The following is a 13,330-nucleotide window of genomic DNA, read 5'->3' as shown; positions in this document are numbered from 1 at the left end:
AGGCCGGCTCGGAAAACTGACGCGACACCGTTGTTTTATCGCTGCCAGTCGGAGCCAAGACCATGCAAGACCTTGCTGAAATCGTGCGGTTTTTTAGCGACAAAAAGATGAAATTGACCACGGCGGAATCCTGCACTTGTGGCCTGATGGCCTCGCTGCTAGGCGACATTCCTGGGTGCGGCCAAGTGCTCGACAGCGGCTTCGTCGTTTACTCGCCGAAGGCGAAGAACCGTCTGCTTCACGTCAGCTTCGAAACCATCGAAACCTTTGGCCTGACCAGCGAAGAGGTTGCCACCGAGATGGCGATCGGCGCGCTGAATGCCAGCGTCGCCAATGTCGCCGTCGCCAACACCGGCGTTGCCGATGACAGTGAAGAAGATGCCGGCGGCACTCAGTGCTACGCCTTTGCGTTGATGCAAGGCGAACGCCAGGTCAGCATCAGCGAGACCGTGCGGTTCGCCGGAGACCGAGTGGACATACGCAAGCAGGCCGCGCGCTACGGATTGGAGCAGTTGCCGATCAAATACGAGCAGCTGCTCGACAAACTACGCGAGCAGGACTGATCGACATAAGCGCTGCACCGATGTGGTAACCAGGCGCCCGCACTCGGGGCGAGCCGAGGGTCTCATCCGCCGCGTTCAAACCGGCGGCTGACGCTCCGGTTCCATGTGCTCCGGAACGGACTTGTCGATGTTCGGCTTGTGCCCAACGCTAAGGTCTGCCCGCAGTTGCGGCAGGCATTGCGGGTATTGACGCTGAACGAAGCCGATCAAGCCCTCACGTAAATGGCAGCGCAGATCCCAATTGCGCGACGAATCCGGGGAGCTCACCAGCACCCGCAGCTGAATGGATTTCTCACTAGTGTCTGTCACCTGCAGCACGATGACGCGGCCGTCCCACAGCTGCGGAACGTCTTGGCAGAGCCGTCGCAATTCCTCGCGCAACGGCTCCAGTGGCAGTGAATAGTCGACCCAGAGAAACACCGAGCCGATGATGCTGGAGTTGCGCCGCGTCCAGTTCTGGAACGGTTTCTCGATGAAGTACTGCAGAGGCACTACCAACCGGCGGTCATCCCAGATGCGAACGATGACGTACGTCCCGGTGATTTCCTCGATCCGGCCCCACTCGTTTTCAACGATCACCACGTCATCCAGACGAATCGGCTGGGTGATCGCAATCTGTATGCCCGCGATCAGGTTGGCGAGCACCGGACGCGCAGCGAAGCCCACGGCAAGGCCAGCGAGACCTGCCGAAGCGAGCAGGCTGGCACCGAGCTGGCGCGCCGCCGGGAAGGTCATCAGCATGCTGGCAGCGCCGATCAGCAGGACGAAAAAACCCAGTGTCCGTAGCAGCACGCGCGACTGCGTCTGGATTTGCCGTGCGCGCAGGTTATCGCTGACATCCACGGGGTTCTTCATTCGCACGGCCTGCTCAAGGCCGCGCAAAAGCCGTAGAGCGAGCCAGGTGAAGCAACCGATGATCAACAGGGCCGTTATGCGACGAGCCGCATCCAGCAAGGCGAATTCATCCCCGGAAGCCGTCAAGACTGCCTGCAGGCCAAGCAATGGAAGCAACAGCCGAATGGGCTTTTCCAACTGCTCGGACACTGCCTTGGTAAAAAGAAACCTGCGCCCCAATCGCAGCATCACCGCGGTCAGTACACGGCCAAACACGCTCAATACGACCACCACGAAGGAGGCCGCCAGCAGTATCCGCAATGCGGGCTCGTCTATGTAGTTCTCCCAGGGCATGGGCAAGGCGAGGGGTTCGATAAGCCAGCTCCGTATGAATGACTGCTTCAGATGACTGATGGCGGTTTTCCAAAGTTCATCAACGTGCATTCAGTCGGATGCGTGGAACTCCCTGTGGCGGCTCCTTTCACACTTACAAGGGTGTAGACCCAATCGGTATCCAACCCATGGGAGAAGCGACATGCAAAGTGCACAAACCGGAAACGACGTCCGCGTCGAACGTTTGATCGAATGGCTGCGCGATGCTCACGCGATGGAGGCTCAGGCCGAGTCCATGCTCAGCAAACAGGCCAGCCGCATCGAGCACTATCCCCAGTTGAAAGCGAGGATCGAGCAACACATTACCGAGACTCAGAACCAGGCCAAGCTGATCGAAAGCTGCCTACAGCGCTACGACAAGTCCTATTCGGGCCTCAAGGATCTGGGCGGCAAGATGATGGCCATGGGGCAAGCCATGGGCGGCATGATGGTCAATGACGAAATCGTCAAAGGCGCTCAGATGGGCTACGTCTTCGAGAATCTGGAAATCGCGTCCTACGAGATTCTGATCGCGGCCGCCGAGACCATTGGCGATACCCAGACCGCCGAGATCTGCACACGCATTCTGGCTGAAGAAGTGGCGATGGCCGAATGGATGCGCAGTCACCTTGCCGAGCTGACCCAGGCCTATCTGACCCGCGCGCAGACCCCCAACGTTGAGGCGAAACGCTGACAAGGCGCTGAGTAGCCGCGCGACATTCGGCTACTGCTCGGCGACTTTGTCGGAAAGCGAGGCGGTCATCAGGCCGCCTCGTGTGGCGTACAGCTCGAAGCGCAGTTCCTGAGCCAGCCGCACCAGATTCGCAGCGTCGCGGCACTGATCATCGGTGATGCCGAAAACGGTGAGCTCTTCGCCGTCCACGTGCTCTTCATAGAGCCGGACGGTGACACGGCTGTCTTCCTGAGCATGGCAGTCACAGCGGAAGGGATACAGGTAGTTGCGGAGGATGTTCTCAATCGTCAGCAGAGGTAGACGTGAAGCCATGATCCTTCCTCCTTTCGAGTCTCCAGAGTCGGCGAGCGTGCTCGCGGTCGGATGCTACGGTTTTGCGTCAGCGGCATCTAACAACGCTAGCAGGCCCTGTCCCGTTGTAAACATCACTTTGCCGCCGCTCGGCAGACCAGAAGCAAGCGGCGAAACTCGCGCCGTTGCGCTTGCCGACGGCTTCCGTCCCTCGAAATTCGGCGCTACCAACCAGTCTCGGAACTCGCGAGCCCACTTGCAGCGAGCGCCAATACCTGACGACGAGGAATCATCATGAAATCCATATTCGCATTGGTATTCGCAAGCCTCATGGCTTCATCCGCGTTCGCCCAGTGGCCTGCCGGCACGCCTGAAGACGAACGCGGTGCCCGTCCCAGCCCGATGGGCAACCCGACGCCTCAGGAAACGCTTGATACGCACAAGGACAGCCAGGGCCGTACCGTGACCGAAGACGGTGATCTTGTCAGCGAGCCTCCGGCGACTGAGGGTGAGGCCGATCAGGAGGCCGACGATGCATCAGTCAATCCAGGGCGTCACTCCAGCCACGGCGGCCCGACCGACTCGGCGTCCGATCCCGGCACGCTCGAATAAACCGGCGTCACGGAGCCGGCACCATGGCCCTCGACGAATACAACCGTAAGCGGGATTTCGCCGCGACGCCCGAGCCGGGCGGCGACACCCGAACGCGTCGCAAGCAAGACAAAAGCGGAGCGCTTCAGTACTGCATCCAGAAGCACGATGCGTCCCGGCTGCATTACGACTTCCGCCTCGAATTGGACGGCACGCTCAAGAGCTGGGCGGTGCCCAAAGGGCCGTCACTGGATCCCAAGTCGCGCCGGCTGGCGGTGCACGTCGAGGACCATCCGCTGGACTACGCCACCTTCGAAGGCACTATTCCGGCCGGCCATTACGGCGCGGGTGATGTGATCGTCTGGGACCGGGGCATCTGGATTCCGGAAGGCGATCCGCACGAGGGGTATCGCAAAGGCAAACTCAAATTCACGCTGGAAGGGGAAAAGCTCAGCGGCGTCTGGAACCTGGTGCGCACGCGCATGGACGGCGGCAAGGAACAGTGGTTTCTGATCAAGTCGAACGACGACGCGGCGCGCCCCGAGCAGGACTACGACATCGTCAAGGAACAATCCGACAGCGTACTCAGCGACCGAACGCTGATTCCGCGCAAACGCGGCAAGGCGAAGCTCGAAGTAGACGCCAAGCCGGTCAAGACGCCTGCGGCGCGCACTCGCAAGAAAGCCGCGCACACCACGCTGTCCGGCGCCAAGCCCGCGCCGCTCCCGGACAGCCTCAAACCGCAACTCGCGACCCTGGTCGAATCCGTGCCCGATGGGGATTGGCGCTACGAGATCAAGTTCGATGGCTATCGAATCATGGCACGCATCGAGTCGGGCAAGGTTCAGCTATTCACTCGCAACGGTCACGACTGGACGGCCAAGATGCCACAACAAGCCGAAGCGCTAGCGGCGCTCGGGCTCGAGTCGGCCTGGCTCGACGGCGAAGTGGTAGTGCCGAACGAGGAGGGCACGCCGGATTTCCAGGCGTTGCAGAACGCCTTCGAAATCGGGCGTAGCGGCACCATCCTTTATTACCTGTTCGATTTGCCTTTTTTGAACGGCATGGACCTGCGCGAAGTCCCGCTGGAAGAGCGCCGGGCGGCTTTGAGTCAGCTGCTGGAAGCCAATGACAACGAGCTGCTGCGTTTCTCCGCGGACTTCACTGAACAGCCTGAAAGCGTGCTGGACAGTGCCTGTCAGATGAAGCTCGAAGGATTGATTGGCAAGCGCGCTGGCAGCACCTATGTCTCCAAACGCAGCAATAGCTGGGTGAAGATAAAGTGCAAGAACCGCCAGGAATTCATCATCGTTGGCTTCACCGATCCAAAGGGCACACGCGCCGGCTTCGGCGCCTTGCTGCTGGGTCTGCATAACGATGAGGGCGAATTGCATTACGCGGGCAAGGTTGGGACCGGCTTCAATCAGGCCACGCTCAAGAGTTTGCATGCCAAGCTGAAGCCGCTGAAAGTCGACAAGAGCCCGCTGGCGAAGGCGCCGCCAGCCGCGGATGTGCGCGGCGCGCACTGGCTCAAGCCGGAATTGATGTGCGAAGTCGCCTTCGCCGAAATGACCCGGCAGGGCGTGATTCGTCACTCGGTCTTCCACGGGTTGCGCTCGGATAAGCCCGCACAGGCCATTACCCATGAGCGCCCGGCGAAAGCGCCCAAGACCAAGAGTAAAGCCGCTGATAAATCAGCAAGCAGCGCGGGCGGCAAGATCAAGATCTCCAACCCCGAGCGCATCATCGACAAATCCATTGGCGCAACCAAGATGGAACTGGCGCGCTTCTACGCCGAGGTGGCGCCTTGGGCATTGCCGCATCTTCGCCAGAGGCCGCTGGCACTGGTCCGCGCCCCGGAAGGCATCGAAGGCGAGCTGTTCTTTCAGAAACACACCGAGAAGCTGAGCATTCCGCACATTACCCAACTGGATACGGCGTTGTTTCCCAAACACGCCGCGCTGATGACCATCGACAGCGTCGAAGCCCTGGTCAGCGCCGCGCAGATGGGCACCATCGAGTTGCACACTTGGAACGCAGTCGCTCCGGTACTCGATCATCCGGACCGCTTCGTGCTGGATCTCGACCCCGACCCAGCGCTGCCTTGGAAGCGCATGGTCGAGGCGACCCAACTGACTCAGACGCTGCTGGATGAAATCGGCCTGCAATCCTTCCTCAAGACCAGCGGAGGCAAGGGGCTACACATTCTGGTACCTCTGAAGCCAACTCAGAACTGGAAGGAAGTAAAGGCGTTCAGCCAGGCGATCGCGCAGTACATGGCGAAGTTGCTGCCGCAGCATTTCTCTGCGGTCAGCGGGCCGAAGAACCGCGTCGGACGGATCTTCATCGACTATTTGCGCAACAGTCAGGGCGCCAGCACCGTCGCCGCCTATTCGGTGCGGGCGCGTGAAGGGCTTTCGGTGTCGGTGCCGATTCACCGCGACGAGCTCGCCGAGCTCAAGGGCGCCAATCTCTGGACCATCCGCAACCTCATGTCACGGCTGGAAGAGCAGGGCGACGACGACCCCTGGGCCGAAATCGACGAGACGGATCAAACGATTACAGCGGATATGCGCGAGCGGCTAGGGATGAAATGACCGATTGAGGGGATGGCGGACAGTCGATCAGTGATCGTTGCAGTCAGCGCCCTGGCGCAGATAGCTCATCACCTGAGTTTCGCCCTTGGAGTCAAGATAGGTCATCTTGGCTTCGACCACTTCACAGCCGCCGTTCGGTACTTCCATCGAGATGATCTCGGCGATGTCCAGCTTGTCGCCGTATTGATAAGGAGCGGGCTGCGGAGCAGCGATAGCCAGTTGAGCGAACACGGACAAGCCGGCAATCCAGAGCAGATTTTTCATAACGACCTCTTTGCGTTTTTGACGCCCGCCAGATGCGGCGAGCGCTTGGGGAATTAAAACTGGCTGCCAACGAGGAAAGGCAGCCAAAGATGACAGGGCATCGGTCGACCGAAAGGAGCGATCGTGCAACCGATGCAGCGCGGGATCGAAATCAACCGCCTACTGCCACGAGGCAAAGAATAAAGAATGCCGAACCGCGGAAAAATGGCGTTTCCGGAGAGGGATCGTTACCGCTGTGGTAACAATCTTCAGGCCCAGTATTTGGGGTTCTGGATGAGCTGGTGATAGCTGGCGAAGGCTTGCGGCAATTCCGCTTTAAGGAACTCGACCCAGGTCTTGACCTTGGCATCGAGGAACCGTCGCGACGGGTAGAGCGCGTAGATGGTTTTTTCCTGCAGACGGAACTGCGGCAACAGCCGCACCAGCGTACCGCGCTGCAGCGCCGGGACCGCCACGTAATCGGGCAACAAACACACGCCCATGCCCGCTTCGGCAGCCGAACTCATGGCTTCGGCCACGTTCACCTTGAAGGTTTCGCTGGGTTGAATCGTCTGCTCGATGCCATCGCCGATGAAGCTCCAGCTGTCGGCGAACACCGGATCGGCAAGCCGCAGGCAGCGATGCTGTTGGAGATCGGCCGGCACCTTCGGCGCACCGTGCTGTTCGATGTAACTCGGCGAGGCGCAGACGACGTGAAATACCGTACCCAGTCGCTGGGCAATCAACTCGGAATCCGGCAGCTCGCGCGACAGTGTGATGATCACGTCGAGGTTGTCTTCCAGCAAATCGGGTTGGCGCTGGGAGAGGATCAGGTCCAGATAGACATCCGGATAGATCTCGTCGTAGCGGCCGGCAAGCGTCGCCAGCAGCTGGATGCCCAGGCCGATGGTGGAATGCACCCGCAACCGCCCTCTGGGCACCAGATGCGCGCCGCTGGCTTCGACCCGCGCCAGCTCGACCTGATCAAGGATCGCGCGGCTTTGCTCGAGAAAACGCTGGCCCGCTTCGGTCAGAGACAGACGCCGCGTTGTGCGGTGCAGCAGACGCGCTTGCAGATGATTTTCCAGCTCCGACACCAGCCGGGAAACCTGAGCGGTGGAGGTATCGGACTGCAGCGCCGCCGCCGTGAAGCTGCCGGCGTCGGCTACCCGTACGAATACTCGCATCGCATGAAGTAAATCCATTGGTTACCTATCCTCTATGCCACTTGCCAAGTCCCGCTTGCTGACACCGGGCGCGACGAATGAAGCGGTTCTTTCTGTCATCTCACTCTGAGTCTGGAAAGCGTCATTTGTCCTGGCATCGCGCGATCAGCGTTGTGCAGATAGCTCAATGGGCAAGCTGGGTCGACGGCGTACGCTCAGCGTCTTCCCATCCGCCACCCAACGCCAGGAACAGGTTGACCTGATCCAGCGAAAGCTGTGCTTCGGATTCCGCCAAGGCGGCTTCGGCAAAGGCCAGGGTGCGCTCGGTGTCGAGGCTGTCGAGATAGGCCAAACGGCCTTCCTGGTAGAGCCGACGGGTGTGATCGGCAGCGCGGCTGGCGGCGTCGCGGGAATCGCGCAGGGCACGGTTGCGCTGCAAATCGTCGGCATACCGCGCCAACAGCGTTTGGGTTTCGCGCAGGGCGTTGAGTACCGCGCCGTCGAAACGCGCAAGGGCCGCGTCGGCGCCGGCTTCCATGGCACGGACCCGCGCGCGGTCGACTTTCGTCGGGATGTGCCAGGAAATGGACGGCCCGAATTCCCAACGACGGGTAATAGGATCGGCGATGTGTTCGAGCATGCCGGTATAGCCGGCCGAGGCGCCGAGGCTGATTTCCGGGTACATCATTGCGGTGGCGACCCCGATATCTGCGGTGGCAGCAGCCAGGCTGCGTTCCGCCGCGCGGACGTCCGGACGACGCTTGAGCAACGCCGCGCCATCGCCAACCGGAATCGGCTGGCTCAGCTGCGGCGCGTGGCTGCAGGTAATGACTGGTTCTGGCAAGTCACCGGGCGTGCGGCCGAGCAGGGCGGCGACTTGATAAAGCGCTGCGGATTTTTTCGTCTCGAACGGAGGAACCTCGGCACGCAGCGCCTCGACCTGAGCGCGTGCGCGAGCCACGTCTACTTCGTTGCCGCGACCGCCGCTGAACAGCCGCGTGGCCACATCCAGCTGGCGTTGTTGAATATCCAATGAATGCTTGGCGATCTTCAGTTCTTCGCCCGCGTGGCAGGCCTCGACATAATTGCGCACGACCTGAGCCACGACGGTGATACGGGCGGCATCGAGGGCCGCGGCGCTGGCATCAGCACTGGCTCCGGCTGATTCGGCGGCGCGCTTGAGCTTGCCGAACAGATCGAGCTGATAGCCGACCGAAAGCCCGGCATCGGCGAGGTTCATCACCGGGATTTTTTCCTGCAGTGCCAGTGACTCACTGGATAGCTGACCACGCGCGAGCGAGCCGGCACCACCAATCTCGATTTCCTGCGCGTGATGGGCCATCTGGAAGCCCTCGTAGGCGCGCCGCAGGTTGTGATAGGCCAGGCGCACGTCGGTATTGCGTTCCAGCGCCTCGCTCACCAGCCGGTCGAGGAGGGGATCGTCATAGAGTTTCCACCAGTCGGCGGGCAACTCGGCTTGTTCCACCTTCGCACTGCCAGCCAGATCGAACGGTGCCTGGGCTTCGGTACGTTGAATCGCGGCATCGTCCGGCAGCCGATAATCGGGCCCGACCATGGTGCAGGCACTGAGGGTGCCGACCAGAGCCAGCAGGGCAGTAAGGTTATGGCGTTTCATGGCGTTGCAGGCTCCACCTTGCCGGCTTGTGGCCAGGGCAGCACCGAGAGGGTCGCGGTTCGGCCGATGACCAGTCGGATGTCGGTTTCCTGGCCGTCTTCCAGCACCACGCGCACCGGTATTCGCTGGGCCAGTCGCACCCAGTTGAAGCTCGGATTGATGTTGGGCAGCAGCGAGTTTCCGCGCGCGCGGTCGCGGTCCTCGATGCCGGCGGCAATGCTTTGGACATGGCCACGCAGGTGCTGCGATTCCCCCATCAGCCGGATATCCACCGGCTGGCCGATCTCGATGGCGTGCAGTTTGGTTTCCTCGAAATAGCCTTCGACGCGCAGCGAACGGGTATCGACGATCGACAGCACCGGTTTGCCGGTGTGGACGTAATCGCCGACGCGCATGGTCTGATCGCTGAGATAGCCATCGACAGGGCTGAGCACACGGGTGCGCTCCAGGTCGAGCCGCGCCACGCCGAGGGCGGCTTCGGCGGTCTTCAGTGCGGCTTCGGCGCGCTTGACCTGGGTGTCGCCGATTTCGATGGTTTCCGCGGCGATCAAGTCTTTCAACACACGGTTGCGCTTGGCTTCCCGGCCCGCCTGAGCGAGCAGCGCACGGCGCTCCAGCACGGTCGCTTCGGCTTCTTCGAGGGCGAGTTCGAAGCGTGCCTGATCGATGACGAACAGCACCTGTCCACGGCTAACCTTCTGGTTGTCCCGCACGCGCAGCTCGGTGACCAGCCCGGACACGTCAGGCGCCACCTGAATGATGTCGGCATGCACATGGCCGTCGCGGGTCCAGGGCGCTTCCATGTAGTAGTCCCACAGATACACGCTCACCACGACGGCGATGGCGACGGCCAACAGGGTCAGCATCACCGAGCCGGCGGCAGGTATCCATTTCTTCACGATTCGACTCCCGGTATGAGGGTGGACAGGGCGCCCAGCACCATGACGTAGAGGGCGAGGTTGAACAGCGGCGGATGCCAGACCCAGCGGTACAGGCCCAGCCGGGCGAGGGCGATGCCCAGCAGGCTTTTGAGCAGATAGGCAGCAAGCATCAACACCAGCAGTACCGGCACGTAGACGCCATAGATATTCAGATGTCCAGTCATGCGGGGGCTCCGAGAGGGTCGTACCCGGTTGTGGTCGATAGCGGCGCGGTGGCAGGCGCATCCGCAGGGAACAGCGCGAGACGCAGGCCGTGCAGCGCCAGGCAGGCGTCGTGTGCAGCCTGGCCATTACGGCGGCTCCATAGGTAATACACGCCGTCATCCAGTTGCTCGCGCAGGCCATCCGGCGCGGACTGCGGATGACGGGCGCGAGCGCACACCTGGAAGTAATCGTGCAGCGCCAGAATGACCGGTTGCAGCCGTTGCTCGGCGTCTGCGGGCAGCGGCACTCGCTTGAGTTCCAGCAAGCGGAAGCACAGTCTCAAACCTCGGGTCGCGTCGTGCAGCGCCAGGCCCTGGTCGGCCAATTGGGCGAGGCGCGGCAGTAATTGAGCGGTACGGTCGATGACCTTGGAGGCGACGTCGTCGTGATCCTGTTTCGGCTTGGCCAGCGCAAGCCGCGAGAGACTGATCCAGCCGCTGCGAGCAAGACGCCGCGCCGCCCACTGCGTGCCGAATGGTCGGGTCAGGCGGGCCCAGATCAGCGCGAAGGTCACGCCCATGGCCGAGGACAGGGCGACATCGGCAAACCGCGAGAAATCGGCGGCGTAACGATCCTGAATGGTGAGGGTGGAAATGGTCTGAACCGCCAACAGAATCGCCGTCCCGGCATATTGAGGACGACCGGAAAAGGTACCCAACAGCAGCAACGGTGCGGCTAGGAGAATGGCCAGGCTGCCAAAGTCATGCACGTTGGGCATCAGTGCAAAGAGGTAGATGGCGGCGGCTACGGTGGAGATCAGCGTCGCCACCAGCATCGATTTGATGAAAGGCGCCGGGTTGTCCTGGCTGGCGAAGAAACAGCTGGCGACGGCCGCAAGGAACACTCCGGTGTAGCCGTGCGCCCATCCCGACCAGTACCACAGCAGACTGACCAGCAGTACGAGGATTCCAGCGGACAAGGCGCTGAACGCCAGCAACGGATAGTCGTAATGACGGGGGGCTCCGATCAACTGGCGCATTCGATAGCGCAGCATCGGCGCCTGCTCGGGATGGCCCAGGGCAAAGCACCGGCGCAGCTCCAGGGCATCCTGCCAGAGATCGATCAGTGCACGGATCTGCCCGAGCGCACCGGCCAGCGCCAAGTGCTGTTCCGGATAGCTATCGCTCAGCCATGTTTGCAGCTGCCAGCTGCGCTCGACGAGGCGATCAGCATCGAGCTGCGCATCCTCGCCCTGCAACCATTGGCCGACGCGCTGCAGATATTCTTCGAACTCCGGCAGCGGCTCCGGCAGTTCCTGGCGTAGCTGACGCAGCGCGTCGCCCATGGAGATCAGCTGCGGCGCGAGCATCGCCATGCGTGCGCGGAATTCCCGGGCATGGCGGGTCGGGAGATGGCTGTCGGCGTCGTACTCAAGGTGCACGATCATGCCGTCGAGCCCCATCACGTCGATCATCAATTGGTGCAACGCACGCTGATCGAGGGCAGTCGATCCTGTTGCGCCGAGCATCTGCAATGCCCCGACGCGGGCGTCGGCGAGCAGCACCGTCATACGCGCATTCAGCACCGGTGCGATGCGGCTGGGAAAGAGCAGCGCATTGACCAGGCTGGCACAGACGATGCCCAGCAGAATTTCCTCGGACCGGGCCAGCGCTACATCGAAGATATGCTGCGGATTGTTGACTTCGGTGAGGCTGATCAACGGCACGGTGTAGGCCGCAAGCATGAAGATGTAGCTGCGCGGTGAGCGGTCGATCAGCGAAAGGTAGAGCAGGGTGGTGAGCCACAACGATATGACCAGGCTCAGCATCACCGGCTGCTGGCCGAACAGCGGCAATATCGCAACCGATGCCGCTGCACCGAGTACGGTTCCCAGAGCCCGGTAGATCGCCTTCGAGCGCGTGGCGCCCGACAGCGGGTGCGAAACGACGTAAACCGAGGCCATCGCCCAATAGGGATTGTCCAGCGGAATGGCGAGCGCGATGTAAAGCGACAGCAACGCAGCGGTCAGCGCTTTGGCTGAAAACAGCCATTCGCGCCAGGTAGGCATATTCATGGTTTTAGTTTTTTCACGAGGCCGCATCGCGGGGAGCAGAGCGCTACGGCATGTTGCACAATTTGTTACATTTAACGGCGTTTCGATGTGACAAATCGAACAACCAACAGGACAATTCGGATTTTAAAAACATGTACCCGTGATCGTTGAGCATCGCGGGGCGCGTAAAGCAGGCGGTCTGCCTGTCGAGGTACGATGAAGCGAATTCCCAACTACGGCCTATATGGCGAGACCGCCCAGCCCGCCTGGCGCGACATGCTGCACTGCGAATGGATCAACGAACGCAGCGAGCAATTTCAGTGGGAAATCAAACCGCATCAGCACGATGCGCTGCTGCAGTTGTTCTACATCCGTAGCGGTGGCGGCGAGGTTTCGCTGGAAAACCAGCACCTGCCGTTCACCGGCCCCTGCATCCTGGTCCTGCCGAACCGCACCGTGCATGCGTTCAGCTACCAACGCGACACCGACGGACCGGTCATCACCGCGGCACAACGGCCGCTGGAATCGATGGCGCGCATCGTGGCGCCGGGGCTGTTGGGCTTCCTGCAGCGCCCGAGCGTCGTGCCGTTACCCTGGCAGGCGGACGGCAGCGAACCCATCTGGCCACTGATCGAACTGATCCAGGCGGAAGCGCGAAGCGAGGCCCGCGGGAACCTCGCAGCGGGCCATTCACTGCTGCTGACGTTGCTGATTCATGCCGCGCGGCTGGACGTCTCCATCAACACCGCGCCACGGCCTGGCAAAAGCCGCCGTGCCGCCGTGCTAAGGCAATTCCGCGAATTGGTCGACAAGCACTTCCGCAACCACTGGACGCTGAGCCGCTACAGCGAAACCCTGGGAATGACTACAGCCACGCTCGGTCGCGTTTGCCGCGAAGAGGCCGGCGTTGCGCCCAGCGCGATCATCAACGAACGCATCGTCCGCGAGGCACAGCGGCAACTGGCCTACACGAGCCTGCATATCCAGCAGATCGCGCGTGACCTGGGTTTCGCCGACACCGCTTATTTCAGTCGATTCTTCCGCAAGCAGGCCGGACTCAAGCCCAGTGAATTTCGTGGTGCGTTCAAACGAGATGGTTGAGCACAAGCCGGGAGTAATGAATGCGTTTTGTAATCCATCACAGAAGTTCGCACATAGCAGATTTATGTTAAAGAGTTCGCATAATCTATATTATGTTAAATTAG

13 protein-coding genes are annotated in these 13,330 nt (G+C 61.3%); 5 read left to right on the top strand and 8 right to left on the bottom strand.

Features of this window, described 5'->3' with window-relative positions; translation table 11 throughout:
* The first annotated feature begins 62 nt into the window (after positions 1-62).
* Positions 63-563 carry a CinA family protein gene (locus tag GYM54_RS03305; RefSeq protein ID WP_181103535.1) on the top strand — a complete coding sequence of 167 codons (501 nt, stop codon included), beginning with the start codon at positions 63-65 and terminating at the stop codon, positions 561-563.
* Positions 564-638: 75 nt separating this feature from the next.
* On the opposite strand, the gene GYM54_RS03300 is transcribed toward GYM54_RS03305, so the two are convergent.
* A complete protein-coding gene (locus tag GYM54_RS03300; protein WP_181103952.1) occupies positions 639-1,751 on the bottom strand; it encodes a mechanosensitive ion channel family protein in 1,113 nt (370 codons plus the stop codon).
* A 181-nt stretch (positions 1,752-1,932) separates the two neighbouring features.
* On the opposite strand from GYM54_RS03300, the gene GYM54_RS03295 reads away from it, so the two are divergent.
* Entirely contained in the window at positions 1,933-2,463 is a 531-nt protein-coding gene (locus GYM54_RS03295; RefSeq protein ID WP_131648815.1) for a ferritin-like domain-containing protein, read from the top strand.
* Positions 2,464-2,493: 30 nt separating this feature from the next.
* On the opposite strand, the gene GYM54_RS03290 is transcribed toward GYM54_RS03295, so the two are convergent.
* Positions 2,494-2,775 (bottom strand): DUF1652 domain-containing protein, encoded by a 282-nt coding sequence (locus tag GYM54_RS03290; RefSeq protein WP_131648814.1) that lies wholly within the window; start codon positions 2,773-2,775, stop codon positions 2,494-2,496.
* A gap of 273 nt (positions 2,776-3,048) precedes the next feature.
* Here GYM54_RS03290 and GYM54_RS03285 point away from each other — a divergent pair, with 273 nt between their 5' ends.
* A complete protein-coding gene (locus tag GYM54_RS03285; protein WP_219853139.1) occupies positions 3,049-3,366 on the top strand; it encodes a hypothetical protein in 318 nt (105 codons plus the stop codon).
* A gap of 23 nt (positions 3,367-3,389) precedes the next feature.
* A complete protein-coding gene (gene ligD / locus GYM54_RS03280) occupies positions 3,390-5,942 on the top strand; it encodes a DNA ligase D (RefSeq protein WP_197445065.1) in 2,553 nt (850 codons plus the stop codon).
* A 27-nt stretch (positions 5,943-5,969) separates the two neighbouring features.
* On the opposite strand, the gene GYM54_RS03275 is transcribed toward ligD, so the two are convergent.
* The 6 genes from GYM54_RS03275 to GYM54_RS03250 all read right to left on the bottom strand — a co-directional run bounded on the left by GYM54_RS03275 (position 5,970) and on the right by GYM54_RS03250 (position 12,146).
* Positions 5,970-6,206, bottom strand: a complete 237-nt coding sequence (locus GYM54_RS03275; RefSeq protein WP_131648811.1) for a DUF2790 domain-containing protein — start codon at positions 6,204-6,206, stop codon at positions 5,970-5,972.
* 248 nt (positions 6,207-6,454) lie between these two features.
* A complete protein-coding gene (locus GYM54_RS03270; protein ID WP_131648810.1) occupies positions 6,455-7,390 on the bottom strand; it encodes a LysR family transcriptional regulator in 936 nt (311 codons plus the stop codon).
* A 145-nt stretch (positions 7,391-7,535) separates the two neighbouring features.
* Positions 7,536-8,987 (bottom strand): efflux transporter outer membrane subunit, encoded by a 1,452-nt coding sequence (locus tag GYM54_RS03265; RefSeq protein ID WP_181103539.1) that lies wholly within the window; start codon positions 8,985-8,987, stop codon positions 7,536-7,538.
* Complete coding sequence (locus tag GYM54_RS03260) at positions 8,984-9,886, bottom strand: HlyD family secretion protein (protein ID WP_181103541.1); 903 nt, start codon at positions 9,884-9,886, stop codon at positions 8,984-8,986. The genes GYM54_RS03265 and GYM54_RS03260 overlap by 4 nt, the downstream gene beginning before the upstream one ends.
* On the bottom strand, positions 9,883-10,092 hold the full coding sequence (locus tag GYM54_RS03255; protein ID WP_197445064.1) for a DUF1656 domain-containing protein: 210 nt from the start codon (positions 10,090-10,092) through the stop codon (positions 9,883-9,885). Before GYM54_RS03255 ends, GYM54_RS03260 begins: the two co-directional genes overlap by 4 nt.
* Complete coding sequence (locus tag GYM54_RS03250; RefSeq protein ID WP_181103546.1) at positions 10,089-12,146, bottom strand: FUSC family protein; 2,058 nt, start codon at positions 12,144-12,146, stop codon at positions 10,089-10,091. The genes GYM54_RS03255 and GYM54_RS03250 overlap by 4 nt, the downstream gene beginning before the upstream one ends.
* Positions 12,147-12,341: 195 nt before the next feature.
* Here GYM54_RS03250 and GYM54_RS03245 point away from each other — a divergent pair, with 195 nt between their 5' ends.
* A complete protein-coding gene (locus GYM54_RS03245) occupies positions 12,342-13,226 on the top strand; it encodes a helix-turn-helix domain-containing protein (RefSeq protein WP_197445063.1) in 885 nt (294 codons plus the stop codon).
* Positions 13,227-13,330: the final 104 nt, after the last annotated feature.

It is taken from the genome of Pseudomonas sp. MTM4, assembly GCF_019355055.1.
In the GTDB taxonomy this organism is placed as follows: domain Bacteria; phylum Pseudomonadota; class Gammaproteobacteria; order Pseudomonadales; family Pseudomonadaceae; genus Stutzerimonas.
Note: the sequence above shows the minus strand (reverse complement) of the source record. Positions and strands in the feature narration are given on the sequence as shown.